The organism is Streptomyces sp. NPDC005070 (genome assembly GCF_053600395.1).
On record NZ_JBSFZS010000038.1, the window covers coordinates 42,069 to 66,125 of the forward strand.

The window sequence follows — 24,057 nt, forward strand, 5'->3', positions numbered from 1 at the left end:
GCCACCCGCGCGACGCGGAGGTCCGAACGGGGAAGGGGCCCGGCACCTCAGGTGCCGGGCCCCTTCCCCGTGTCAGTCCGGTGTCAGCCCAGTCGTGCCGCCCGGCGCTCCATCGCGGCCCGGGCCGCGTCCTCGCTCGCGTACACCTCGCACATGTGCCGCCGGTCCGGTGTCGCCGTGTGCTCGACCTCCCACAAGGAGATCTCCCGCCCGTCGCGCAGCAGGAACGCGTGTTCGTAGAGCGAGAAGCACAGCCCCGCCTGCCCCGCACGGCAAGGGCGTCCGAAGGCCTGAGTGATCTGGTGCGCGAACGCCTCCCGCAGCAGCAGCGACGTGAGGTCGGCGCCCGGCCGGTCCGGATTCTCCGCACGCCGCAGGAGCCGGCGCGCGTGATCGGCGGAGTCGTCGGGCACGTAGGTGTGACGCGGTTCGGGGATCGACGACAACTGCACGAACACGGGCAGCTCGAAGTCCGGCGCGTCCGGGGGGAGCGGGAGCCGGGCCGTGGCCGTGCGCAGCTCCTCCTCGTCGACGTAGACCTCGTGCTGGGCGTCGTGACCGGCCGCCGTGTTGTGCACCAGCTCCCACAGCGTGACGGTGGAACCGTCGGCGAGCAGCCAGGTGTGCCGGTACGTCTCCCGGTGCAGCCCCGCGCTGTGGTGCGCGGAGTGCAGCGAGCTGTCGTGCGCCAGCGCGCAGTCGAGCCGCCGTATCGCCTCGTCGGGCAGCTCGAACGAGTTCAGGGCGCGGCCCAGAAGTCGTGCGAGATGCTCCTCCGGAGACTCGGGCGACTCGGGTGGTTCGTACGCTGCTGTCTCGTACGGAACGCTCAAGGTTTCTCCCGGCGTTGCTGCATGTCACCTTGTGGGTGCATACCGTAGCCCCTCGGTCGGACATCATGTCCGCGAACCGAGAAAACGTACGGACGGAAAACGGGCGGGCCGTGCGGTCAGTTCCCCCGCGGCTCGTCAGTTCGTCAAAAGGCCGTCGTCAGGCGGCACTTCCAGCGGTCCACGCGGCCCGCGAAAGGTTCCGGCCCGTCACACTCATTGTCCTGCAAGGCGCCCTTGCCGCACCAGTTCCCGGGCGCTACGACGTCCGGTTCCCCAACCCTCCCTCCCCGTAGAGCTCTTCGTACGACGGCCACGCTCCGCCCGGCCCGTCCACCGGCTCCGCCGCGCGCACGGCCCGCACGATCGCGCGCGTCACCAGGTCCGCGCCCGCCGCGAGGATCTCGTTGAGAGCCAAGGGGTTCCCGGCGTCGAGTTCCCTGTCGCCCGTGGCCAGCGCGAACACCGTGTCCCCGTCGTTCAGCAGATGCACCGGCCGCACGGCGCGCGCGATTCCGTCGTGCGCCGTACCCGCGAGCTTCTGCGCCTGCGCCCGCGTCAGACCGGCGTCGGTGGCGACGACGGCGAGCGTGGTGTTCAGCGGGGGCGGCGCGTTCCGCGCGGCGGCCTCTGCGAGCCGCAGCCGGGCCGCCTCGCGCACCGCGGCCGGCGGACCCGCCGTACGACCTCGCGCCAACTCCCCGTACAGCGCCCCCGTTTCCGGCTCCACCACCGAGCCCACCGCGTTGGCCACCACCAGCGCGGCCACCGTGACACCGGACTCCAGCACGGCGCTCGCCGTCCCGACCCCGCCCTTGAGCGCTCCGACCACCGCGCCGGTACCGGCGCCCACGCCGCCCTCGCGCACCGGCGCCCGCAGCGCACTCGCGTCGGCGGCCTCGACCGCCGCGCGTCCGGTGGAGGCGTCCGGCCGTGACCGGAAGTCGCCGCCGCGCCCGAGGTCGAAGACACAGGCCGCCGGCACGACGGGCACGACGTGCGTGGGGTCCGGCCCCACCCGCACCCCGCGTCCCCGTTCCTCCAGCCACGCCATCACGCCCGACGCCGAGTCCAGCCCGTAGGCGCTGCCCCCGGTCAGCACGACCGCCTCGATCCGCTGCACGAGGTTGCGCGGATCGAGCGCGTCCGTCTCCTTGGTGCCGGGCCCGCCGCCGCGCACGTCCACGGCGGCGATCACACCTCCCTCGGGAGCGAGCACCACCGTCGTCCCCGTGAGCCAACCGTCCCCGCTGCGCGTCGCGTGCCCCACCCGCAGACCCGCGACATCTGTCAGAGCGTCAACTGTCATGCGCCCAGTCTTCCCCGCCCGCGGCCGCGGCGGCGTGTTCGCGCACGCCGGGCTACGTGCCGCGCGCCGCTCCGGCCGCCGCCTCTCTCGTCACCATCCGCGTCGTCATCACCACCCCGACCGCCACGGCCAGCGCGGAGACGATCCCCGCGGCGAGGACCGCCCAGTCGCCCAGGAAGGTGCACAGGATGACGAGCAGCGCGGTGGTCGGCAGCACGAGCTGCTGGGCGATGCCGACCTTGAAATGGCGGGAGTGCAGGACCCAGACGGCGAGGAAGTACAGGGCGGTCGGCAGTGTCACCGCGGCGGACGCCGAGAGCGTGGAGATGTGCGCCGTGCCGACCGTCTGTTCCACAGCGACCTCCAGACCCGCACCGATCGCGGCGGCCGACGCGAAGATCAGGTAGTGGCCGTACCCCCACAGGAAGGCCTGGCCGTTGGACCGCAGATGGCCGTGGATCGGCACCACGAAGTAGATCCACCAGGCGGAGAACACGATCAGCAGGCCGCCCGCGGCGATCGGGAGCAGCTCGCCCAGCGCGTCGTGCTCGTCGACGGCCGACTTCACCGCGACGGTGGCGGCGGCGATCGTCTCGCCCAGCACGATGATCGTGAACAGTCCGTACCGCTCGGCGATGTGGTGCGGATGCCATGACGTGGTGAAGTCCTTCTCCGCGAACAGCGGGACGCACAGTTCGGCGAGAGCCACCACCAAGAAGGCCCACGGGCGGACGGATTCCGGCGTGATCAGGAGGCCGAGCCAGCCGATCTGGCACAGCAGTACCCCGCCCGCGTACCGCAGGGCCGCCGTTCTCTCGGCCCCCTCGGTGGACCGGGCCACCCGCAGCCACTGCGCGATCATCGCGAACCGCATGATCACGTAGCCCAGCCAGACCACCAGGAAGTCGTGGTTCTCGAACGCCTTGGACACCCCGGCCGCGAGCACCAGGACGCCGGCGATCTGCACCAGCGTGACCACCCGGTAGAGCACGTCGTCGTTGTCGTAGGCCGACGCGAACCAACTGAAGTTCATCCACGCCCACCAGATGGCGAAGAAGATCATCGCGTAGTCGAGGATGCCCTGACCCGCGTGCCCCTCCGCCACCGCGTGCACCAGCTCGGCGCCCGCCTGGGCGATGGCCACCACGAAACAGAGGTCGAACAGGAGCTCCAGCGGCGACGCGACCCGGTGCGCCTCGTCGCGGCCGCGGGCCGTCATTCTGCGCAGCGGCCAGTGGCCCGCGGACCGTGGTGTCGAGGCGGATTCCGGAGCGGAACGGGAGGTCATAGGGCCAAGCACAGCAGAAAAGCGCCGGGAATTCTTGTGAATGCCTTCACAAGCGATCCCGGGTCGACCAGGGTGGCCCCGCATCCCCGCGGCGTACGCTTGGGGCATGAGTCCCGCCCCCGCCCCCGAACCGCGCGATCCGAAGCCCGCACTGGTCTTCGACGATCCGTTGAACCAGCAGTCCTCGGACGATACGGACCGTGGGTGGGGCGAGCGGGCCGACAGCACCGGTGACAGCGCCGCCGACCTGAAGCGCTTCCTCGACGAGAAGCCGCCCCACCACATCTGAGCCCGGCTCCGGGCGCCCTGGCCCCGGGACGGGCGCGCCCCAGGGTCCCGGCGCCTTCGGCCGAGTTCCCGGGCGCGTGCCCGCGGCCTCGCCGTCAGTACTCGCGGCGTCCCTGGCCGCGCTGGGCGACCAGCTCGTCGCGGATCTGCTTGAGCACCTCCAGCTCGGACACCTCGAGGACCTCCCTCGTGCCCTCCTTCGCCTTCTGGCGGGCCGCCTGCCGGGCCAGGAACTTGGCCATCGGCATCACCATCAGGAAGTAGACGACGGTGGCGGTGATCACGAAGCTGAGCGTGGCGCCCAGCACCGAGCCCCACATGATCTGGATGCCCTTGGCGTTCGCTCCGGTGCCCGTGCAGGGTTTCTCCAGGCAGGAGCTGTAGTTGTCGAGGTTCTTCGTACCGACAGCGCCCACCAGCGGGTTGATGATGCCCTTCACCACGGCGTTGACGATGTTGGTGAAGGCCGCGCCGATGACCACGGCGACGGCCAGGTCGATGACGTTGCCGCGCATCAGAAAGGCCTTGAAGCCCTCCCAGACGCCGGGCTGCTTTTTGTCGCTCACTAGGAGGCCCCTCCGCGCATGTTGTGGAACAAACAGCTCCGCAACCTACGGCAGGGTGTTCCGAGCCTGTCCAACTGGGTAGCTCGATCGAGAGACTTGACACGGTTTCGGCGCTCATCGCAGCGTCACCGCCAGCCGTGACGTGGTGCCCGCGCCGGCCAGCCGCACGGCCGTCGCGGGCGGAACGGAGAGCACGACCAGTGCTCCGGTGCCGGTGGCGCCGGCGTCCGGGACCCCGGTGACCCGCGCCCTGGCCGCGAGCACCCGCACCTCGCCGCCGTCGTCCGCCGCGACCACGTCGACCCGGTCGCCGGGACGCAGCAGACGCGCCACGTCTGCGTCCGCGATCCGGACCGGCGCCCTCACGGTCCCGGCCGGACCGGGCCCGCGTACGGGGGTGGAAGCCGTGGTGGAGGCGGACGCGGAGGGCGTGGACGCCGGATGTCCGCGGGCCCGCCCGGCATCGCCCGGACCTGCCGCCACGAGCGCGGCCGCCGTCATGGCCAGGCCCGCGGCGACCGCCCGCCTCCTGTGCCGTGCGAGGGGCCGGGGCCGAAAGCGCCCGCCCCGCACCCGGAAGGGCGCGAACTGCGGCACCTCGCACGTCGGAGGTGTGTCCGCGCCCGGTGGGCGGATGTGTCGCGAGAGCTGTGCCATGGTGACCACCACCTGTGACGAGGGACCGGCTTGCGATCCCACGATGAGGTCTCGCGCCGAAGCCCGCAGGCACCCGTGGACGGCCCGGGAACTGTGGACAACTCCCTCACCCGAACGGGAGATTCCGCCCCGCTCGGGCACGCGTCACGGCAGCTCGGGTCACGCCGAGCTCGGGTCACGTCGGCCCCGGTTACCCCGGCCCGGGTCACGGCACGGAGGATCCCGGCCCCTCGGTCAAGGCGGCCCGGATCACGGCAGTCGGCGCCACGGCGGTTCAGGTCACGGCAGCTCGAAGCCGGGATCCATGCCGCCCAGCGCCCTCGTGCACAGGCAGTCCCGCGATCCGTTCGCCGGCAGTCCCGCGACCGCGTCGAACAGCACGTCCCGCAGCCGGTCCACGTTCGCCGCGAACACCTTCAGCACGTCGTCGTGCGAGACGCCCTCGCCGCTCTCGGCGCCCGCGTCCAGGTCGGTGACCAGGGTCAGCGACGTGTAGCAGAGCTCCAGTTCGCGGGCGAGCGCGGCCTCGGGATGCCCGGTCATGCCGACCACCGACCAGCCCTGCGCCTGGTGCCAGAGGGATTCGGCCCGGGTGGAGAACCGCGGGCCCTCTATGACCACGAGCGCACCGCCGTCCACGGCTTCCCAGTCACGTCCGCGTGCCGCTTCCAGAGCGACCTTCCGTCCGACGGGGCAGTACGGGTCGGCAAGCGACACGTGCACCACGTTCGGCACCGTGCCGTCGGGCAGCGGCAGCCCGTCGAAGTAGGACTGCGCCCGTGACTTCGTACGGTCCACGAACTGGTCGGGAACGAGCAGGGTGCCGGGCCCGTACTCGGGACGCAGTCCGCCCACGGCGCAGGGGCCGAGGATCTGGCGGGCGCCGACGGAGCGCAGCGCCCACAGGTTGGCCCGGTAGTTGATGCGGTGCGGCGGGAGATGGTGGCCGCGGCCGTGGCGGGGCAGGAAGGCGACCCGCCGGCCGGCGATCTCGCCGAGGAACAGGGAGTCGCTGGGCGGTCCGTAAGGGGTGTCGACCCGCAGCTCGGTCACGTCGTCGAGGAAGGAGTAGAGGCCCGAGCCGCCGATGACACCGATCTCGGCCGAGGCCGTCGACTGCTCCCCGGCCGGGTTCCGTGGGTTCTCCGTGTTCGCCATGAACGGCACCCTACGGGCTGTCCCGACGGAGGAACGCGGAAGACCCCGTCGTCGTACGACGACGGGGTCTTCCGCGGAAACGGGCCTGTGCGGCCTGCGGGCCGTGAGGCGCTGCGGCCGGGACGGGACGGGGAGCCCCGGCCGCGGGCCGAGGAGTCCTTACGCGGCGGAGCTGCCGGCGGAGCCGGTGCCCGACGACTTCGCGCTCGACGACTTCGAGTCCGAGGACGACGAGGCGGACGCCGACGACGCGGCCTTCGTGTCCGAGGACGTGGACGGCTTCGACGCCGGCGAGCTGCTCGACGAGGAGCCGCGGCTGTCGTTGCGGTAGAAGCCGGAGCCCTTGAAGACAATGCCGACGGCCGAGAACACCTTCTTCAGGCGGCCGTCGCAGCTCGGGCATACGGTCAGGGCGTCATCGGTGAACTTCTGCACCGCCTCGAGGCCCTCGCCGCACTCGGTGCACTGGTACTGGTAGGTCGGCACTTGTCTTCCTCCTGGCACTCTCACTTAGTGAGTGCTAACGACGGTCCATACTGACGTATTCCGCGAGATCAGTCCACTGTCACCGGCACGCGGTGACCGACGCCACGTGCGACGGCGCGGCTCGGGGTCCGTGCGACGAGGCGTGAACGCAGCGACACCAGGGTCGCCAGAGCCAGTGCCGTACCGGCCATCGGCACCAGGAACCCGGCGCCGTCCCAGAGCCTGTCCTCGAGCTGTCCGGCGACCGTGACGGCCGCCGCCTGGCCGAGCGCGACGGCACCGGTGAGCCAGGTGAAGGCCTCGGTGCGTGCGCCCTGCGGGACGAGGCTCTCGATCAGGGTGTAGCCGGTGATCAGGCTCGGGGCGATGCACATGCCGACCACGAGGCCGAGGCCGGCGAGCACCATCAACGAGTTCGCGGCCCACAGCCCGGACGCGGCCAGCGCGAGGGCGGCGTACCCGACGACGAGCCGTCGCTGCGGGGCCACCTTCCAGGCGACGGCGCCGCAGACGATGCCCGAGAGCATGTTGCCGGCCGCGAAGACGCCGTACAGGACACCGTTCAGGCCGGGCTCGCCGATCGACTCGCTGTACGCGGCCAGCGAGACCTGCATGCCGCCGAAGACGGAACCGATGCCCAGGAACGTCACGATCAGAACGCGCACTCCGGGGATCCGCAGGGCGGAACCGTGTTCCACGCGCGCGTGCCCGGCGGCGGAGACCGCGGGCTGTGTGCTCTTCTGCGCGGCGAACAGCAGGCCGCCGACGAGGGTCAGCGACGCCTCGGTCAGCAGGCCCGCGGCGGGGGCGACGGCCGTGCACAGCGCGGTGGCGAGCAGCGGGCCGAAGACGAAGGTGAGCTCGTCGGTGACGGACTCGAAGGCGGCGGCGGTCGGCATCAGGGGCGAGCCCTGGAGTTTCACGCCCCAGCGTGCCCGCACCATGGGGCCGACCTGCGGCACCGAGGCGCCGGTGGGCACCGCGGCGGCGAACAGCACCCACAGGGGGGCGCCCGCCAGCGCGAGCGCGGTCAGGGAGAGGCCGGCCACGGCGTGCACGAGGACGCCGGGGAGCAGGACGGCCCGCTGGCCGTGCCGGTCGGCCAGACGTCCGGTGAAGGGCGCGAACAGTGCCATGGAGACACCGGTGACGGCCGCGACGGCGCCGGCCGCACCGTACGAGCCGGTGGTGTGCTGCACGAGCAGCACGATGGAGATCGTCAGCATGGCGAACGGCTGACGGGCGGCGAAGCCGGGGAGCAGGAACGTCCAGGCGCCGCGGGTGCGCAGCAGTTGTCCGTATCCAGGACGGGAGGTGACCGTGGATGCCACGGCCGTGCCTTTCTGCCGCCTGGTAGCGCGCCCGTGCGGGGGCGCCGAGAGCTGTCCTCTTGCGCGGATCTGCGGTAGATACCGGCGCCCCCTGCGGAAGGACGTCACGGCCGCCATACGGTCGCGCCAGCTCTGCGTCAGGCAGAGTTGGTTCGATCAAGGTGTGCGTTCATCGTACAGGGGGTGGCCGTCATGTCGGGCCTGTGAAAAAGAGCACTCCGCGGTCGTGGGCCTGTGAATGCCCTTCGTCTTCGCGTTTTCGTTCGATGTGTCGTAAGCCTCGGCGAGGTCGTGCAAGAGGTCGTGCAAGAGGCGCGTCCTGAGTTTCGTAAGAAGCCGCAGTCGCGTAAGAAGCCGCAGTCTCGTAGGAACGCGCAGTCTCCTAGGAAGCCGGTCGACGGCCCGGCGCTCGCGTCACAGGCCCGTTCTGTGCTGGGTCCGGTGTTCCTTGCCGCCGTCGTCGAAGCCCAGCCAGTCGGCGAGCTTGCCGCCCTGGCCCACCGCGCGGAGGCGTCTCTCGGTCGCGTCGCGGACCGGGTCGGTCGCCACGACCAGCAGTTCGTCGCCGAGCCGCAGCACCGTCGTGGGCATGGGCACGAAGGACTTCGACTCGCGGACGACGAGGGTGACCGCCGCGCCCGGGGGCAGCCGCAGCTCACCCACCTCTACTCCGTGCATCCGCGATCCCTCGGGGATCGCGACGGACAGCAGATGGCCGCGCAGCCGCTCCAGGGGTGCCGATTCGATGCCCAGATCGGAGGCCCCCGAGGACCCGCCGAGGCGGAGCTTGCGGGCCAGCCACGGCAGGGTCGGGCCCTGGACGAGGGTGTAGACGACGACGAGGACGAAGACGATGTTGAAGATCCGCTTGCTCTCGGCGACGCCGCTCACCATCGGGATCGTCGCCAGGATGATGGGCACCGCGCCGCGCAGACCCGCCCAGGACAGCAGCACCTGCTCCTGCCACGGGATGCGGAACGGCAGCAGGCCCGCGACCACGCTCAGCGGCCGCGCCACCATCGTCAGCACCAGACCGATGACGAGGGCCGGGACGATGTCGTCGCCCATCTCGTGCGGGGTGACCAGCAGGCCGAGCAGCACGAACATGCCGATCTGGGCGATCCAGCCGAGCCCCTCGGCGAAGCCGCGCGTGGCGGGCCAGTGCGGCAGCTTCGCGTTCCCGAGGAGCATGGAGGCGAGGTAGACGGCGAGGAAGCCGCTGCCGTGGGCGAGCGCGCCGGCGGCGTAGGCGGCGACGGCGATCGCCATCACGGCGATCGGGTAGAGGCCGGAGGCCGGCAGCGCAACGTGCCGCAGTCCGTACGCGCCCAGCCAGCCGACCGCGACACCGATGGCGGCGCCGATGGTCAGCTCCAGCGCTATCTCGCCGAGCAGCGTGTACCAGTGCTCGACCGGGCCCGCGGTGGAGAACGCGACGACCAGGATGACCACCGGGGCGTCGTTGAAGCCCGATTCGGCCTCCAGGATGCCCGTCACGCGCGTGGGGAGGGGGATTTTCCGCAGGACGGAGAAGACCGCCGCCGCGTCCGTCGAGGAGACGACCGCTCCGATGATGAAGGCCTGGTGCCATTCCAGGCCGATCAGATAGTGCGCGCCCGCGGCCGTGACGCCGACGCTCACCGCGACGCCCACCGTTGCCAGCGAGGAGGCCGCCGGCAGGGCCGGTCTGATCTCCTTCCACTTCGTGCCGAGTCCGCCTTCGGCCAGGATCACGACCAGGGCCGCGTATCCGATGACCTGGGTCAGTTCGGCATTGCTGAACTGGACGTCGCCGACTCCGTCCTGGCCGATCGCGACGCCGATCCCCAGGTACACGAGCAGCGTGGGGAGCCCGCTGCGCGAAGAGATCCGGACCGCCGCCACCGCGACGAGAAGGACGAGCGAGCACACGAGCAGGAGCTGGTTGAGGTGGTGGACAGTCAGGGGCTGTTCCTTTCTCGCCGATCCGGTTCCGCGGGGGCGGCACCCGGATCCGAGCACCGGAAGCCGGCCACTTCAGTGCAAGTACTTCGTTACCTTACCTAACTCTTGACGTTTTCTTGACGTTCCCGGAGGCAAGATCGAACAGTCGTGCTTCCCGGTTTCCTACTCCGCGTCAAGGCGTGGTTGGCCCTGCGCCTATGGTTGCCCCAGCACTCCAGGACCGCCTGCCGCTCGCGTTAGGACAGCAAGGACAGCGATGCCCCCCAACACCACCGCCTCTTCCGGCCAGCAGCCCGGCAAGCCCGGCAGGAAGAAGGGGCGCAAAGCCCGACTGTTCTTGATTGTCCTGGTTCTCGCCATCATCGGAGGCATCGCCTTCGGCGCGTACTGGAGCATCAGCACGGTGCGGGCCTCCTTCCCGCAGACCAAGGGATCCATCCGCATCGACGGGCTGTCCGGGCCCGTGACCGTGCAGCGCGACGGCAACGGGATCCCGCAGGTCTACGCCTCGTCCGACGAGGACCTGTTCATGGCCCAGGGCTTCGTCCAGGCGCAGGACCGGTTCTACGAGATGGACGTGCGCCGCCACATGACCTCGGGCCGGCTCTCCGAGATGTTCGGCGAGGGCCAGGTCAAGAACGACGAGTTCCTGCGCACGCTGGGCTGGGACCGGATCGCGAAGAAGGAGTACGACACCAAGCTGTCGCCCTCCACGAAGAAGTACCTCCGGGCGTACTCCGAGGGGGTCAACGCCTACCTGAAGGGCAGGAGCGGCAAGGACATCTCCCTGGAGTACGCCGCCCTCGGCTTCACCAACGACTACAAGCCGACCCAGTGGACCCCGGTCGACTCGGTGGCCTGGCTCAAGGCGATGGCCTGGGACCTGCGCGGCAACATGCAGGAGGAGATCGACCGCTCCCTGATGACGAGCCGGCTCGGCCCGAAGCAGATCGCGGACCTCTACCCGGAGTACCCGTACGACCGGCACAAGACGATCGTCCGCGAGGGCTCGTACGACAGTGCCACCGGGACGTACAGCCCCTCGGGCACCACCTCGGCGTCGAGCGCGGGCACGGGGCTCGCGGGCAACACACAGACGCCCTCCGGGTTCCAGAGCCAGCTCTCGGGTCTCTACAACGTGCTCGACGACCTGCCCACCGCCGTCGGCGTGAACGGCAACGGCATCGGCTCCAACTCCTGGGTCGTCGCCGGAAGCCACACGATCACCGGCAAGCCGCTGCTGGCCAACGACCCGCACCTGTCGGCGTCGCTGCCCTCGGTCTGGTACCAGATGGGTCTGCACTGCACCGCGGTCTCCGCGACGTGCAAGTTCGACGTCTCCGGATACACCTTCGCGGGCATGCCCGGTGTGGTCATCGGCCACAACGCCGACATGGCCTGGGGCATGACCAACTCCGGGGTCGACGTCACCGACCTCTACCTGGAGAAGATCACCGGCGAGGGCTACGAGTACGACGGCAAGGTGCTGCCCTTCACCACCCGCAAGGAGACGATCAAGGTCGCCGGCGGTGACGCCAAGACGATCGTCGTCCGGCAGGCGCAGGACGGGATGCCGCTGCTCTCCGACCGTGACGACGAACTCGTCCAGGTCGGCAAGAAGGCCACGGTCGACGCGGGAGCGCCCGACCGCGGCGACGGCTACGCGATAGCACTGCGCTGGACCGCGCTGGCCGCGGGCAGGACCATGGACGCCGTCTTCGCGATGGACAAGGCGTCGAACTGGAACGAGTTCCGCAAGGCGGCCGCGTCCTTCGAGGTGCCGTCCCAGAACCTCGTCTACGCCGACGGTGCCGGCGCGAGCGGGAACATCGGCTACCAGCTCCCCGGCAAGATCCCCACGCGCGCCAAGGGCGACGACGGCTCGCTGCCCGCGCCCGGCTGGGACTCGAAGTACCGCTGGACCGGCTACATCAAGCCGTCCGCCCTGCCCTACGAGTACAACCCCAAGCGCGGCTACATCGTCACCGCCAACCAGGCGGTCGTGGACCCGGACAAGTACCCGTACACGCTCACCACGGACTGGGGCTACGGCACCCGCAGCCAGCGGATCACCGACCTGATCGAGGCGAAGACCAAGGGCGGCGCCAAGATCTCGACCGACGACATGCGCCAGATGCAGCTCGACAACAGCAGCGAGATCGCCGCAAAGATCGTGCCCCTGCTGCTCAAGATCGACGTCCCCGACAAGGACGTCCGCGCGGCGCAGAAGCTCCTGGAGGGCTGGGACTACACCCAGGACGCCGACTCCGCGGCGGCCGCGTACTTCAACGCCACCTGGCGCAACATCCTCAAGCTCGCCTTCGGCAACAAACTGCCGAAGGAGCTGCGGGTCAAGGGCCAGTGCCTGTGGGTCGAGCAGGTCGACACCACCGGTCCCGCGGACGAGGACCAGACGGTGCGCGAGTGCGGCGAGCGTGAGCCGGACCAGGCGCAGCCGGACGGCGGCGACCGCTGGTTCGAGGTGGTCCGGAAGATCAGCGACGACGAGCACAACGACTGGTGGAAGCTGCCCAAGACGCGCACCGAGGAAGCGAGCACCTCACGGGACGACCTCTTCCTCCGGGCCATGGGCGACGCCCGCTGGGAGCTGACCGCCAAGCTCGGCAAGGACATCGACACCTGGAGCTGGGGCCGGCTGCACCGCCTGTTCCTGAAGAACCAGACCCTCGGTACCGAAGGCCCCGGCTTCCTGCAGTACATGCTCAACCGCGGCCCCTGGAACCTCGGCGGCGGCGAGGCGACGGTCAACGCGACCGGCTGGAACGCGGCGGGCGGCTACGGGGTGGTCTGGGTGCCCTCGATGCGGATGGTCGTCAACCTCGAGGACCTCGACAAGTCCAAGTGGATCAACCTCACGGGCGCCTCGGGGCACGCCTACAGCGCGCACTACACCGACCAGACGGAGTTGTGGGCCAAGGGAGAACTCCTGCCGTGGGCCTTCAGCAAGAAGGCCGTCGACCAGAAGACGACCGACACCCTGGTCCTGAAGCCCTGAAGCCCTGACGCTTCGGCGGCCGTCGGCGCCGGCGTCCTCGCCGTGCTCGACGCCCTGAAGCCGGTGCCTGACGAAAGTGGCCCTCCACGCACGCGTGGAGGGCCACTTTCGTCCGCCGCTCCGGCCCCTCGTCCGCCGTCCGCCTCCCCGTCAGCGGAAGCGGCGCACCCCGGAAGGGGTCACCACCGCGTGGACGGGCCGATCGTGCGCCTCCTCCGGGACCCGGTCGACGACTTCGGTGTCATACAGGAGCACCACCAGCGCCGGGTCCGCGCCCGAGCGCTCCAGACGGGCCAGCACACGGTCGTACGAGCCTCCGCCGCGCCCCAGCCGCATCCCGCGGGCGTCGACGGCGAGGCCGGGCAGCAGAACGGCGTCGGCGTCCTGGACGGCCTCCGGCCCCAGCCGCTCGCCCGCGGGCTCCAGGAGGGCCGTCTTTCCGCCGTGCCGCACCTCCGTGAGGGAGTCCGGCCCTGTGTACGCGCCCCAGTCCAGGTCGTTGTCCGGTAGCAGGACCGGCAGCAGGACACGCACCCCGCGCGCGTGGAGAGTGTCCAGGAGGGCGAGGGTGCCCGGTTCGCTCCCCACGGACACATAGGCGGCGACGGTGCGGGCCTGCGCCAGTTCGGGCAGTTCCAGCGCGCGGGCGGCGAGCGCGGCGGCGGTTTCCCGCACGTCACCGGCCGTCAACCCGTTTCTCACCAGCAGGTGTCCTCGCCGCAACATTCGCTTGTCAGGCTCTGGTTCGGGTCCGCCGTGTCTCACAGGTGACTCCTGTAGCTCTCTTAATCAGTTCATATGAACGTGAATTAACCGGAGCCACAGATTCTGCACATAGCCACCAGTTATGGTTGCGGACATGACTGAGTCACACCCCAGGATCACCAAGGCTGTCATCCCCGCGGCAGGCCTCGGCACCCGGTTCCTGCCGGCCACCAAGGCCACTCCCAAGGAGATGCTGCCGGTCGTCGACAAGCCGGCGATCCAGTACGTGGTCGAAGAGGCCGTGTCGGCGGGTCTTGACGACGTCCTGATGATCACCGGACGCAACAAGCGCCCCCTCGAAGACCACTTCGACCGCAACTACGAGCTGGAATCCGCCCTCCAGAAGAAGGGCGACGCGAGCCGGCTCGCCAAGGTCCAGGAGTCCAGCGACCTGGCGACCATGCACTACGTGCGCCAGGGCGACCCCAAGGGCCTTGGCCACGCCGTCCTGTGCGCCGCTCCGCACGTCGGCCGCGAGCCCTTCGCCGTGCTCCTCGGCGACGACCTGATCGACCCCCGCGATCCCCTCCTCGCCCGCATGGTCGAGGTCCAGGAGCAGCACGGCGGCAGCGTCATCGCTCTCATGGAGGTGGCGCCCGAGCAGATCCACCTCTACGGATGCGCCGCCGTCGAGGCCACCGACGAGGGCGACCTGGTCAAGGTGACCGGTCTGGTCGAGAAGCCGGACATGGCGGACGCGCCCAGCGGTTACGCCGTCATCGGGCGTTACGTCCTCGACCCGCACATCTTCGACATACTGCGCAAGACCGAGCCGGGCCGCGGCGGCGAGATCCAGCTCACCGACGCCCTCCAGCAGCTCGCCGCGGACGAGAAGGTCGGCGGACCCGTGCACGGCGTCGTCTTCAAGGGCCGCCGCTATGACACCGGTGACCGCGGCGACTACCTGCGTGCCATTGTCAGACTCGCATGCGAACGTGAGGACCTGGGCCCGGACTTCCGGACCTGGCTTCGCAGTTACGTAGCCGAGGAGATGTAGGGATTTGAGCAGCGCCACGACCCGCACCACCGGCCAGGAACACCTCTGGTCGGTGGACGACCACCTGGAGGACATCCTCACGACCGTCCGCCCCCTCGAACCCATCGAACTGCAACTCCTCGACGCCCAGGGCTGTGTCCTGCTCGAGGACGTCACGGTGCCGGTCTCCCTGCCGCCGTTCGACAACAGCTCGATGGACGGGTACGCGGTCCGGGTCGCGGATGTGGCGGGCGCGAGCGAGGAGTATCCGGCGGTCCTGACGGTCGTCGGTGATGTCGCGGCCGGCCAGGCCGACCAGCCCTACGTGGGCCCCGGCCAGGCCGTCCGCATCATGACCGGCGCCCCGCTCCCGCCGGGCGCCGAAGCCGTCGTCCCCGTCGAGTGGACGGACGGAGGGCTCGGCGAGGGGCCGGTCTCCGGGATGCGCGCGCACAGCGCGTCCCCCGAGGGCTCCTACGGACAGGTCCACGTCCACCGCCCGGCCGAGGCACGCGCGCACGTCCGCGCGAAGGGCAGCGACGTGAAGGCGGGCGACCGCGCCCTCGAAGCGGGCACCGTCCTCGGCCCGCCGCAGATCGGTCTGCTCGCCGCGATCGGCCGCGGCAGCGTTCGGGTCCGCCCCCGCCCGCGCGTGGTCGTCCTGTCCACCGGCAGCGAACTCGTCCAGCCCGACGAGCAGTTGGGCTCCGGACAGATCTACGATTCGAACAGTTTCGCCCTGTGCGCGGCCGCCCGCGACGCCGGAGCCATCGCCTACCGCGTCGGCGCCGTCGCCGACGACGCCGAGACCCTGCGCTCGACCGTCGATGACCAGCTCGTCCGCGCGGACCTGCTGGTCACGACCGGCGGGGTGAGCGTCGGCGCCTACGACGTCGTCAAGGAAGCGCTGTCGTCGGTCGGCGACGAGGACGAGGAGGGCGGCGGCATCGACTTCCGCACCCTCGCCATGCAGCCCGGCAAGCCCCAGGGCTTCGGCTCCATCGGCCCCGACCACATCCCGCTGCTCGCGCTCCCCGGCAACCCCGTCTCGTCGTACGTCTCCTTCGAGCTCTTCGTGCGCCCCGCGATCCGCACCCTGATGGGACTGCGGGACGTCCACCGGCCCACGACCAGGGCAAAGCTCTCCGCGGACAAGGCGCTGACCTCACCGAAGGGCCGCCGGCAGTTCCTGCGCGGCACGTACGCGGACGGCACCGTGACGCCCGTCGGCGGCGCCGGATCCCACCTGGTCGCCGCCCTCGCGCACGCCGACGCGCTGATCGTCGTCCCCGAACAGGACACCTCGGTCGAGCCCGGCACCGAGGTCGAGGTCGTCCTCCTCGGCTGACCGGCCGCCCGGAGCGGGCCCCGCCCCGGCCCCACCGCGGGCGCCCAGGTCGGGCCGGGGGCGCACAGTCCCTCACGGCGGCGTAGCGGTCGACGGGCGGGCGGTAACGTGTCGCGCACACCAGGCCCACGCGCCGCACCGCGACGGGCCCTGACCGGGAGCGCCCACGCATGACTGTTCCGTCCCGGGGGGAGACCTCCGGAGCCCCTGTGCAGAACCGGCTGACGCACATCGACGAGGCCGGCGCCGCCCGCATGGTCGACGTGTCCGGGAAGGACGTGACCGCCCGCACCGCGCGCGCGAGCGGCCGGGTCCTGGTCTCGCCGCGCGTCGTGGAGCTGCTGCGCGGCGAAGGGGTCCCCAAGGGCGACGCCCTCGCCACCGCCCGCATCGCCGGGATCATGGGAGCCAAGCGCACACCGGACCTGATCCCGCTGTGCCACCCGTTGTCGGTGTCGGGTGTCAAGATTGATCTGTCGGTCGCGGACGACGCCGTCGAGATCCTCGCCACCGTGAAGACGACCGACCGCACGGGCGTCGAGATGGAAGCCCTCACCGCGGTCAGCGTGGCGGCCCTCACCGTGATCGACATGGTCAAGGCTGTCGACAAGGGGGCGGTCATCACGGACGTACGAGTGGAAGAGAAGACCGGCGGGAAGTCGGGCGACTGGAGCCGGGCATGAGCGGCGACACCGTCATCGGCGCGGCGCTCACGGCCGGCTACAGCGCGCTGGTCGTCACCGCCTCCAACCGCGCCGCCTCCGGCGTCTACGAGGACAAGGGCGGCCCCCTGGTCGCCGAAGGCCTCGCGGAATCCGGCTTCGCGGTCGACGGGCCGTGGGTCGTCCCCGACGGGGACCCCGTGGAGGAGGCGCTGCGCGCCGGGGTCGAGGCGGGCTACGACGTCATCGTCACCACCGGCGGCACGGGGATCTCGCCCACCGACCGGACCCCCGAGGCGACCTCGCGCGTGCTCGACCGCGAGATCCCCGGAATCCCGGAGGCCATCAGGGCGTTCGGCAGGGACAAGGTGCCCACCGCGGCGCTCTCGCGGGGGCTCGCCGGAGTCGCCCGGGGGACGCTGATCGTCAACCTGCCGGGCTCCACCGGCGGAGTCAGGGACGGAATGGCCGTTCTCGAACCCCTCCTGATCCACGCCGTCGACCAGATCCGCGGCGGCGACCACCAGAGACCCGGCGGCACTGGGGGTGCGAGCTGAACAGCCCATCCTGGCCGGTCGAGCTGGTGGACGGCGATGTCGTCCTCCGGCCGATAAGGCTGCGCGACCAGCGGGCCTGGCGCGAGGTGAACCGGCGCAACCGCGACTGGCTGCGCCCCTGGGAGGCGACGATCCCGCCGCCCACGCCGAGCGGCCCGATCGCGCACCGGCCGACGTACCGGCAGATGGTCCGGCACCTGCGCGCCGAGGCCAACGCGGGCCGGATGCTGCCCTTCGTGATCGAGTACCAGGGGCGCCTGGTCGGTCAGCTCACCGTCGCCGGGATCACCTGGGGCTCGATGTGCTCCGGGCACATCGGCTACTGGGTCGACCAGTCGGTGGCGGGCCACGGAGTGATGCCGACGGCCGTGGCGCTGGTGAGCGACCACTGTTTCCGCACCGTCGGACTGCACCGCATCGAAGTCTGTATTCGCCCCGAGAACGGGCCCAGCCGCAGGGTCGTGGAAAAGCTCGGATTCCGGGAGGAAGGGCTGCGCCCGCGCTATCTCCACATCGACGGTGCCTGGCGCGACCATCTCGTCTTCGCGCTCACCGCGGAGGAAGTCCCCGAAGGACTGCTCGGGCGCTGGAGGCGGACGCGTCCGGCGCCGGGGCGCTCGGATCAGGTCGGATCGGAACAGGCCGGTTCACAGAACCCGAGCAAGCGCGGACACCCCGGAAAATGAAATAGGTGTTCGAAAATGATCGGCAGTCGATCGTGTCAGGGCATTAAATTCACGCTCGCGGTGGCCTGCTGATCGCATCGGTCACAAAAAAAGGTCGAAATATCAGCCGGATCGTGCGACACACCGGCGCAATTGGCAGATGGCCTCATACAAACCCCTCTACCGTGTGAGGCGTGAGCAGCAGCGGCCTCATCTACGCAGTCATCGTCGGGGCCTGGGCCGCCTACTTGGTGCCGATGTGGCTCCGTAGGCAGGACGAGCTGAACGAAGCCCGTCCGACGGAACGCTTCAGCACCGCCATCCGGCTGCTGTCCGGACGGGCGGGCATGGAGCGTCGATACGCCAAGGACCTGCGCGCACGCTCCACCGAGGAGGAGGAGCCCAGCGCCGACCCGGACGGCGTCACCGATTCGGTGGACGTCCGGGCCTTCGCCGTGTCCCCGCCCCGGCCCCAGGCGACAGACCGGCACCGTCCGCACGTACAGGAACGCGTGCAGGTTCCGGAGCCGGCCCAGGCGGAACAGGAGCCGGTCGCGCGCGCGACCGGCAAGGAGAGCGGCGCGTACGAGAGCTCGGGCACCGCCCGGTCCGTACCGCACCAGGCGGGCCCGCCCGCCCCGAGACCCGCGGCCAAGCCCGCGCCGCAGCAGGCCGCGCCGGCCACGCCCGCCGCGCGCCGCGCGGCCTCGGCGGAGGCCGCCGCACGGGCCCGGCGCACGAAGGTCCTCGCACGCCGCCGGCGTACGACGGTCCTGCTGTTCCTCGCCTTCAGCCTCGGCGCCGTCGTGGCGGCCGTGGGCGGGCTCGCCTTGCTGTGGGCGCCCGGCGTGCCGGCCGTGATGCTGAGCTCGTACATCGTGCATCTGCGCGCCAAGGAGCGGCGGCGCTTCACCTACACCATGGACCGCCGCCGGGCCGAGGCCGCGGCACAGCGGCTCCGGGAGCGGCAGCCCCGCCGGCGGACGTCCGCCGAGCCCGTGGCGGACGAACCGGAGGAGCACGCCGCCCCCGACACCGACCCCGGTCTCCTGGCGCTCGCCGCCGACCGTCGCGCGCTGGTCGAGCAGACGGACCACGCCGAGTGGGTCGACCAGCAGCGCGAGCGCCAGTGCGGGCCGTCGCAGGGCGAGAGCTGGGACCCGGTGCCGGTTCCCCTGCCGACCTATGTGACCGCGCCGGTCGCGCCGAGGGCGACGTCCAGCGTGGACCTCGGCGCGCCGGACGCGTGGAGCTCCGCGCGGTCCAGCGCGGTGGAGCCGAGCGCGCACGAGGCCGAGCCGGCCGACGAGGACCTCTCCGACGGTTCCGAGGACGCCGGTGCGGCGGACGACAGCCGTAGCGACGCCCGGCGGGCCGCGTCCGCGCGCCGCGCCCGCGAGCGCGGCCGGACGCCCCTGTTCGACCAGTACGAGGAAGGCGAACGGCCGCGCGCGGCCAACGAGTGACGGGTGGGCGCCGGGTCCGGCTGACCAGGCAGGAACGGATTACCGAGCACCTCGATCGGGGTGCTAGAGTTTCACTCGTTGCAAGGGCCTGTGGCGCAGTCTGGTAGCGCACCTCGTTCGCATCGAGGGGGTCTGGGGTTCAAATCCCCACAGGTCCACCGCAGCAAAGAGGCCCGTTCCCATCCGTGGGAGCGGGCCTCTTGCCATGTCCGGAAACCGGCGGCGGCAACTGCCGCCGGTGGCCCCGGGGCTGGCGGTCCTTCGGACGGCGCCCCCCGCGGGGGAGCGGAGACCAGGGCGGCGGCCGGTCCGGGCACCGCCGGACGAACACCGCCCTGGTGTCTAGAGGGCCTTGGCGTAGCAGAGGCTCAGTTCGTGGAAGCGGTAGTAGCCGAACTTGGTGCACGGCTCGTAGCCGCTCGACGCGTAGAGGGCGACCGCCTCGGGCTGCTTGGATCCGGTCTCCAGGACCATGCGGGCGCGGCCGGCCGTGCGAGCGTCCTCCTCCAGGGCGGCCAGCATGCGCCGGGCGAGGCCGAGACCCCGGGCCTCGGGGATCACGTACATGCGCTTGAGCTCGGCGTCACCGTCCGCGTAGCCCTCGTCGTTCGCGTCCTGGGTGCGCCAGCCGCCCGTGGCCACCGGACGGTCCCCCTCGTCGTACGCGATCAGATACAGACCGGCCGGCGGGGAGAACATCCGCGGGTCGAGATGCGTGGCGTCGCCGCCGTCGCCGTAGCGCACGGCGTATTCGGCCTGGACCTGGTCGTTGAGCTTCAAGGCGTCGGGGTGGTCGAAAGGAACCGGACGGAAATTCATGCGTAATACCGTACATCTATGCGATAGGTGAAGAGGTGGCGGGTGATGCCGGGGTCCGGCCCTGCCGATAAAGATCGAGTTCCGGACGGCCGCACGTATTAAGTATCGTGCCGGGGTGCTGACTGTGACCTCTGTGAATGTGAACGGGCTCCGGGCCGCCGCGAAGAAGGGTTTCGTGGAGTGGCTCGCGGGGACCTCCGCGGACGTGCTGTGCCTCCAGGAGGTACGGGCGGAGCCCGGGCAGCTTCCCGAGGAGGTGCGCGCGCCCGAGGGCTGGCACGTCGTGCACGCGCCCGCCGCCGCCAAGGGCCGGGCGGGTGTGTCCCTCTACACGCGCCGCGAGCCCGACCGCGTCCGGATCGGCTTCGGGTCCGAGGAGTTCGACTCCGCCGGGCGCTACGTCGAGGCGGACCTGCCCGGTGTCACCGTCGCGAGCCTCTACCTGCCCTCGGGCGAGGTCGGGACCGACCGGCAGGACGAGAAGGTCCGGTTCATGGGTGAGTTCCTGGCCCACCTGAAGGAGCTTCGGGTGCGGGCCGCCGCCGACGGGCGTGAGGTCGTCGTGTGCGGCGACTGGAACATCGCCCACCAGGAGGCCGACCTCAAGAACTGGCGCGCCAACCGGAAGAACTCCGGCTTCCTGCCGGAGGAGCGCGAGTGGCTCGGCCGGGTCCTCGACGCGGAGGACGTCGGCTACGTCGACGTCGTACGCGCCCTGCACCCGGACGAGGAGGGTCCGTACACCTGGTGGTCGTACCGGGGGCGGGCTTTCGAGAACAATTCGGGATGGAGGATCGACCTTGCGGTCGCGACTCCTGGGCTCGCTCGTCGTGCGGTCAAGGGGTTCGTGGAGCGGGCCGCCAGCCATGAGGAGCGCTGGTCGGACCATGCTCCGGTGACGGTTGTTTTCGAGCTCTGAGGAGAACAGGGTGGGGTGCAGGGATCTCTGCACCCCACCCTGTTCTCAGGGCTTCAGCCGATCTCCGGCCGGGAGCCCATGACGGTGAACGTCAGCCGTGATGTGTCCGGTCCGGCCAGGCGGTCCGGTCCACCACCTGACCGTCCTTTGGCGACCATGACGCGAACTCCGTCCTTGAGGAGCTGCTCCCGAGTCACCTCGCCGGCCGTGGCGAACGTCTCGCGGTAGCGGCTGACGGTGTAGTCGTCCAGCCAACTGGCGCGGATGCCGGCGGGAGCGGAACAGGTCGTGCCGCGGGCGGAAGCGCGGCAGACGTAGTTGCCGTACGCGTAGGCCTTCCGCGGGGCGAAGTACATGCGGCCGCGGCACCCCGTGCAGTGCGCGACCCCGATCAGGAGAGATGTCTCCCGGCGCCTGGGATGAGTCCCGTTCGAACGGGCGTCGAGGACGTCCCGCAGAGCTTGGAATTCCTCCTCCGTGAGCAGCGGCGGGCCGATCGGCACGGGTGAGCCTTCGGCGTCGCGGACCGTCTGCCCTCTGTGCACCCGGTGTCCCATCAGTGCCGGTGTCCGGAGGATCTTGGACAGGCTGCCGGCCGTCCAGCGGAACCGCTCGAAGTCGCGCCCGTGGCGTCGCCCGCCCATGGAGCGCCCTTGAAGTTGGGCGTGACGGTCTCGTGGCACCGGAATGTCGGCCGCCTCCAGCTTGTGGGCGATGGCGACCAGGGACAGTCCCGAATGCACGTCAGCCACAATCATGCGGACGACGGCGAGGGTCTCCGGGTCAGGGCTGAGGCACCAGCCGACGCCGGAGGGGTGCGGTGCCTTCCTGTACCCGAACGGAACCAGTCCACCGCCGTATCGGCCTGTTGCTCGCAGGACTTCGTGGGCGCTGGTGAGCCGGGCGGAGATGGCGCGCGTCTCCTGCTCGGCGGCGTAGGCCAGATTCATGCAGCGGCGGATGGTGTCGCCGTCCGGCCGCGTCGAGACCACGAGCGGTTGATGCTCCTCGGGCAGGCCGAAGACGAGTGTCGTTGCATGCTCCTGACCCCACTGCCCAGGGCGTCCAGGGCGAGACCGTGCGCCGCGGATCCGGGGGCGCCGACCGGCACGCTGTTCACCGCGATGGGACCTCCGGCCTCGGCGATCTGGCGCGCAGCCGCCGCCTGGCCGGGCGGTAGACCCGCGGCGGGCAGGTTCGCCGAGAACGAAGCCCCTGCGTTGTCGAGCGCGACCGCGCCGACGACCACGGGACCGAGGGCGAAGCCGAGGTCACGGAGCATGTTGGTGGTGGCGCTGGCCATGCCCGCCAGATGCGGCGGCACGTTGTTGAGAGCCACGGCCGTCACCGAGCTGACGGTCAGGGCGAATCCGATACCGATCAGCAGTGCGGGGGTAAGGAAGGCGCCGAGTCCCGGGTCGGTGACGTCCAGCCGCGTGAAAAGCAGGCTGCCGATCCCTATGAGGACGAATCCTGAGGTCAGCAGCCATGATGCGGCGACACGGTGGAGGAGCCGCGAGACGACAGGGATGAGCAGGAAGGCAGGTCCCTGGAGGAGCAGGAAGGGGATCGCGACGCGGATCGGGTCCTGGTGCTGCACCGGGCCCAGCCACATGCTCATCGTGAAGCAGGCGCCGAGGAAGGCGAGCATGCCGATGACCGCAGCGATGGACGACACCGTGAAGGCCCGGTTGCGGAACAGTTTCAGGTCGAAGATCGGTGACTCCGCGCGCAGTTCCACCAGGATGAATCCGGCGAGGAAGCACGCGCCGAGGGCGAGGGCCATCATGACGGGAAGGGTGTTCCAGCCGGACTCGGGCCCCTCGACGGCGCCGTACAGCACCAGGACGAGACCGATGGGGAAGGTGATCTGACCGGGCACGTCGAGTCTGCGACCCTCGGGCGCCTTCGACTCGGTGGCCAGCACCAGGGTGAGCACCATGCTCACCAGAGCGAGTCCGACGAGCACCCAGAAGGAACCACGCCACGAGCCGACCTTGGCGAACATGCCGCCGATCAGCGGCGAGACGGCGGCGCCGGCGGACAGGAAACCGCTCCAGACCGCCACCGCCTGTGCTCGCTCCCGCAGGGTACGGGTGATGGCCGTGATCGAGGTGAGCGAGCCGGGAAACATGGCACCCGCTCCCAGCCCGTTCAGGGCGGCGCCGATCCACAGCACCTGCACGGTGGGGGCGAGTGCGGCCACCGTGCTGCCCGCGGCGATCAGGGCCGTGCCGGCCACGATCAGCCTCCGGCGTCCGAAGAGGTCACCGAGGACACCGAAGGTGAACTCGAAGCAGACCACAGCGATCATGAATGCGGCCGTGATCCAGGTGAGTTGGGATCCGTGCGTGTCCAGGTCCTGCTGGAAGAGTCCGAGGAGCGAGGCCGGCAGCGCGTTCGCGACCTGGGCCACGAAGACGGCGCCGCAGGCGGCGGCCATTGTTCTCGCGTAGCCCGGTGCCCGGGCGGCCCCCGCGGTCGATCCCGGCGACACGACCGTCCTGCTGTTGAGCGTCATTACTGTTCTCCCTGACTGGGAAGGCGGGCGCCCCGGAAACGAACGCCGCGAGAGCGTGGAAGGGCTCGGCTCTGCGTTCGCGGTGGGGGAGAGGGCACGGCGCGAGTCGGGCGCGATGTCAGGGAGAATGACATTCGCTTTACATCAGGTCAACACTTCGTCCGCAAGATAAATATGTTAGGCGTCTAGTAAGGAACTTCCCCTGTCAGTGCGTCACCAGGCTCAGTGCTTTTCGGCCAGGTCCCCCTCCAATGCGTGGGCCGCGGCATTCAGGGCCGTGACCACGGACTGGAGGCGGTGTGGGTCGTACCGCACGCTGGGCATCGACACCGACAGTCCGGCCAGCGCGATGCCGTCCTGGTCGCGCACCGTCACACCGACGGCGACCAGACCCCGCTCGGACCGTTCCTTGTTGACGGCGAACCCGTTGCGCCGCAGCCGCTTCAGCTCATTGCGCAGCCGGGCGACGTCCGGCCGGTCGGCCGG

At 70.6% G+C, this 24,057-nt stretch carries 23 protein-coding genes and 1 tRNA gene; 10 read left to right on the plus strand and 14 right to left on the minus strand.

Annotated features, from left to right (window positions below):
* Positions 1 to 83: 83 nt before the first annotated feature.
* The 3 genes from ACWEBX_RS15440 to ACWEBX_RS15450 all read right to left on the minus strand — a co-directional run bounded on the left by ACWEBX_RS15440 (position 84) and on the right by ACWEBX_RS15450 (position 3,427).
* A complete protein-coding gene (locus ACWEBX_RS15440) occupies positions 84 to 833 on the minus strand; it encodes a DUF6227 family protein (RefSeq protein WP_451885353.1) in 750 nt (249 codons plus the stop codon).
* A 256-nt stretch (positions 834 to 1,089) separates the two neighbouring features.
* Positions 1,090 to 2,139, minus strand: coding sequence for a P1 family peptidase (locus tag ACWEBX_RS15445; protein ID WP_451885354.1), 1,050 nt, complete (start codon positions 2,137 to 2,139; stop codon positions 1,090 to 1,092).
* A 52-nt stretch (positions 2,140 to 2,191) separates the two neighbouring features.
* On the minus strand, positions 2,192 to 3,427 hold the full coding sequence (locus ACWEBX_RS15450; protein ID WP_451885355.1) for a low temperature requirement protein A: 1,236 nt from the start codon (positions 3,425 to 3,427) through the stop codon (positions 2,192 to 2,194).
* A 106-nt stretch (positions 3,428 to 3,533) separates the two neighbouring features.
* Here ACWEBX_RS15450 and ACWEBX_RS15455 point away from each other — a divergent pair, with 106 nt between their 5' ends.
* The gene (locus tag ACWEBX_RS15455) at positions 3,534 to 3,716 is read left to right on the plus strand and encodes a hypothetical protein (RefSeq protein WP_355759474.1); all 183 of its coding nucleotides are present in this window, start codon (positions 3,534 to 3,536) and stop codon (positions 3,714 to 3,716) included.
* 94 nt (positions 3,717 to 3,810) lie between these two features.
* Here ACWEBX_RS15455 and mscL read toward each other — a convergent pair whose 3' ends face one another.
* The 6 genes from mscL to ACWEBX_RS15485 form a co-directional block, all read right to left on the minus strand.
* Positions 3,811 to 4,281: a large conductance mechanosensitive channel protein MscL gene (gene mscL / locus ACWEBX_RS15460; RefSeq protein ID WP_451885356.1), complete on the minus strand. Its 471-nt coding sequence runs from the start codon at positions 4,279 to 4,281 to the stop codon at positions 3,811 to 3,813.
* A gap of 114 nt (positions 4,282 to 4,395) precedes the next feature.
* The gene (locus ACWEBX_RS15465) at positions 4,396 to 4,938 is read right to left on the minus strand and encodes a hypothetical protein (protein ID WP_451885357.1); all 543 of its coding nucleotides are present in this window, start codon (positions 4,936 to 4,938) and stop codon (positions 4,396 to 4,398) included.
* A 279-nt stretch (positions 4,939 to 5,217) separates the two neighbouring features.
* Entirely contained in the window at positions 5,218 to 6,096 is an 879-nt protein-coding gene (locus tag ACWEBX_RS15470) for an S-methyl-5'-thioadenosine phosphorylase (protein ID WP_451885358.1), read from the minus strand.
* A gap of 159 nt (positions 6,097 to 6,255) precedes the next feature.
* Complete coding sequence (locus ACWEBX_RS15475) at positions 6,256 to 6,582, minus strand: FmdB family zinc ribbon protein (protein WP_451885359.1); 327 nt, start codon at positions 6,580 to 6,582, stop codon at positions 6,256 to 6,258.
* Positions 6,583 to 6,650: 68 nt separating this feature from the next.
* Positions 6,651 to 8,030 carry an MFS transporter gene (locus ACWEBX_RS15480; protein ID WP_451885360.1) on the minus strand — a complete coding sequence of 460 codons (1,380 nt, stop codon included), beginning with the start codon at positions 8,028 to 8,030 and terminating at the stop codon, positions 6,651 to 6,653.
* A gap of 297 nt (positions 8,031 to 8,327) precedes the next feature.
* Entirely contained in the window at positions 8,328 to 9,914 is a 1,587-nt protein-coding gene (locus ACWEBX_RS15485) for a potassium/proton antiporter (RefSeq protein ID WP_451885361.1), read from the minus strand.
* 199 nt (positions 9,915 to 10,113) lie between these two features.
* Between ACWEBX_RS15485 and ACWEBX_RS15490 the strand changes: the two genes are divergently transcribed.
* Complete coding sequence (locus ACWEBX_RS15490) at positions 10,114 to 12,873, plus strand: penicillin acylase family protein (protein WP_451885362.1); 2,760 nt, start codon at positions 10,114 to 10,116, stop codon at positions 12,871 to 12,873.
* A gap of 150 nt (positions 12,874 to 13,023) precedes the next feature.
* Here ACWEBX_RS15490 and ACWEBX_RS15495 read toward each other — a convergent pair whose 3' ends face one another.
* Positions 13,024 to 13,599, minus strand: coding sequence for a 5-formyltetrahydrofolate cyclo-ligase (locus ACWEBX_RS15495; RefSeq protein WP_451885363.1), 576 nt, complete (start codon positions 13,597 to 13,599; stop codon positions 13,024 to 13,026).
* A 133-nt stretch (positions 13,600 to 13,732) separates the two neighbouring features.
* Here ACWEBX_RS15495 and galU point away from each other — a divergent pair, with 133 nt between their 5' ends.
* From galU to ACWEBX_RS15530, 7 genes are all read left to right on the plus strand, one after another.
* On the plus strand, positions 13,733 to 14,635 hold the full coding sequence (gene galU / locus ACWEBX_RS15500; RefSeq protein ID WP_451885364.1) for a UTP--glucose-1-phosphate uridylyltransferase GalU: 903 nt from the start codon (positions 13,733 to 13,735) through the stop codon (positions 14,633 to 14,635).
* 4 nt (positions 14,636 to 14,639) lie between these two features.
* The gene (gene glp, locus ACWEBX_RS15505) at positions 14,640 to 15,962 is read left to right on the plus strand and encodes a molybdotransferase-like divisome protein Glp (protein WP_451885365.1); all 1,323 of its coding nucleotides are present in this window, start codon (positions 14,640 to 14,642) and stop codon (positions 15,960 to 15,962) included.
* A 170-nt stretch (positions 15,963 to 16,132) separates the two neighbouring features.
* Positions 16,133 to 16,645, plus strand: coding sequence for a cyclic pyranopterin monophosphate synthase MoaC (gene moaC / locus ACWEBX_RS15510; protein WP_382791605.1), 513 nt, complete (start codon positions 16,133 to 16,135; stop codon positions 16,643 to 16,645).
* Positions 16,642 to 17,181, plus strand: coding sequence for a MogA/MoaB family molybdenum cofactor biosynthesis protein (locus tag ACWEBX_RS15515; protein ID WP_451885366.1), 540 nt, complete (start codon positions 16,642 to 16,644; stop codon positions 17,179 to 17,181). The genes moaC and ACWEBX_RS15515 overlap by 4 nt, the downstream gene beginning before the upstream one ends.
* A 26-nt stretch (positions 17,182 to 17,207) precedes the next feature.
* Positions 17,208 to 17,867, plus strand: coding sequence for a GNAT family N-acetyltransferase (locus ACWEBX_RS15520; RefSeq protein WP_384799175.1), 660 nt, complete (start codon positions 17,208 to 17,210; stop codon positions 17,865 to 17,867).
* A gap of 173 nt (positions 17,868 to 18,040) precedes the next feature.
* A complete protein-coding gene (gene sepX, locus ACWEBX_RS15525) occupies positions 18,041 to 19,312 on the plus strand; it encodes a divisome protein SepX/GlpR (RefSeq protein WP_451885367.1) in 1,272 nt (423 codons plus the stop codon).
* A gap of 84 nt (positions 19,313 to 19,396) precedes the next feature.
* Positions 19,397 to 19,470: transfer RNA gene (locus ACWEBX_RS15530), tRNA-Ala, on the plus strand.
* Positions 19,471 to 19,654: 184 nt separating this feature from the next.
* Here ACWEBX_RS15530 and ACWEBX_RS15535 read toward each other — a convergent pair.
* Positions 19,655 to 20,131, minus strand: coding sequence for a GNAT family N-acetyltransferase (locus ACWEBX_RS15535; protein WP_451885368.1), 477 nt, complete (start codon positions 20,129 to 20,131; stop codon positions 19,655 to 19,657).
* 115 nt (positions 20,132 to 20,246) lie between these two features.
* Here ACWEBX_RS15535 and ACWEBX_RS15540 point away from each other — a divergent pair, with 115 nt between their 5' ends.
* On the plus strand, positions 20,247 to 21,050 hold the full coding sequence (locus tag ACWEBX_RS15540) for an exodeoxyribonuclease III (protein WP_451885369.1): 804 nt from the start codon (positions 20,247 to 20,249) through the stop codon (positions 21,048 to 21,050).
* Positions 21,051 to 21,103: 53 nt separating this feature from the next.
* Here the strand turns inward: ACWEBX_RS15540 and ACWEBX_RS15545 are convergent, their stop codons facing one another.
* The 3 genes from ACWEBX_RS15545 to ACWEBX_RS15555 all read right to left on the minus strand — a co-directional run.
* Positions 21,104 to 22,000 (minus strand): recombinase family protein, encoded by an 897-nt coding sequence (locus ACWEBX_RS15545; RefSeq protein WP_451885370.1) that lies wholly within the window; start codon positions 21,998 to 22,000, stop codon positions 21,104 to 21,106.
* Positions 21,997 to 23,571, minus strand: a complete 1,575-nt coding sequence (locus tag ACWEBX_RS15550) for an MFS transporter (RefSeq protein ID WP_451885371.1) — start codon at positions 23,569 to 23,571, stop codon at positions 21,997 to 21,999. Before ACWEBX_RS15550 ends, ACWEBX_RS15545 begins: the two co-directional genes overlap by 4 nt.
* Positions 23,572 to 23,793: 222 nt before the next feature.
* Positions 23,794 to 24,057: IclR family transcriptional regulator domain-containing protein (locus tag ACWEBX_RS15555; protein ID WP_451885372.1), on the minus strand; the 264-nt coding region annotated here is incomplete at its 5' end.

Bases quoted from the DNA above. Each gene is read 5' to 3' on its own strand.
- ACWEBX_RS15450 (WP_451885355.1), bottom strand. From the start codon at position 3,427: ATGACCTCCCGTTCCGCTCCGGAATCCGCCTCGACACCACGGTCCGCG.
- ACWEBX_RS15480 (WP_451885360.1), bottom strand. From the start codon at position 8,030: ATGGCGGCCGTGACGTCCTTCCGCAGGGGGCGCCGGTATCTACCGCAG.
- ACWEBX_RS15455 (WP_355759474.1), top strand. From the start codon at position 3,534: ATGAGTCCCGCCCCCGCCCCCGAACCGCGCGATCCGAAGCCCGCACTG.
- ACWEBX_RS15470 (WP_451885358.1), bottom strand. From the start codon at position 6,096: ATGGCGAACACGGAGAACCCACGGAACCCGGCCGGGGAGCAGTCGACG.
- moaC (WP_382791605.1), top strand. From the start codon at position 16,133: ATGACTGTTCCGTCCCGGGGGGAGACCTCCGGAGCCCCTGTGCAGAAC.
- ACWEBX_RS15515 (WP_451885366.1), top strand. From the start codon at position 16,642: ATGAGCGGCGACACCGTCATCGGCGCGGCGCTCACGGCCGGCTACAGC.
- ACWEBX_RS15465 (WP_451885357.1), bottom strand. From the start codon at position 4,938: ATGGCACAGCTCTCGCGACACATCCGCCCACCGGGCGCGGACACACCT.
- galU (WP_451885364.1), top strand. From the start codon at position 13,733: ATGACTGAGTCACACCCCAGGATCACCAAGGCTGTCATCCCCGCGGCA.
- ACWEBX_RS15550 (WP_451885371.1), bottom strand. From the start codon at position 23,571: ATGACGCTCAACAGCAGGACGGTCGTGTCGCCGGGATCGACCGCGGGG.
- ACWEBX_RS15490 (WP_451885362.1), top strand. From the start codon at position 10,114: ATGCCCCCCAACACCACCGCCTCTTCCGGCCAGCAGCCCGGCAAGCCC.
- ACWEBX_RS15535 (WP_451885368.1), bottom strand. From the start codon at position 20,131: ATGAATTTCCGTCCGGTTCCTTTCGACCACCCCGACGCCTTGAAGCTC.
- ACWEBX_RS15445 (WP_451885354.1), bottom strand. From the start codon at position 2,139: ATGACAGTTGACGCTCTGACAGATGTCGCGGGTCTGCGGGTGGGGCAC.
- ACWEBX_RS15495 (WP_451885363.1), bottom strand. From the start codon at position 13,599: ATGTTGCGGCGAGGACACCTGCTGGTGAGAAACGGGTTGACGGCCGGT.
- ACWEBX_RS15545 (WP_451885370.1), bottom strand. From the start codon at position 22,000: ATGAATCTGGCCTACGCCGCCGAGCAGGAGACGCGCGCCATCTCCGCC.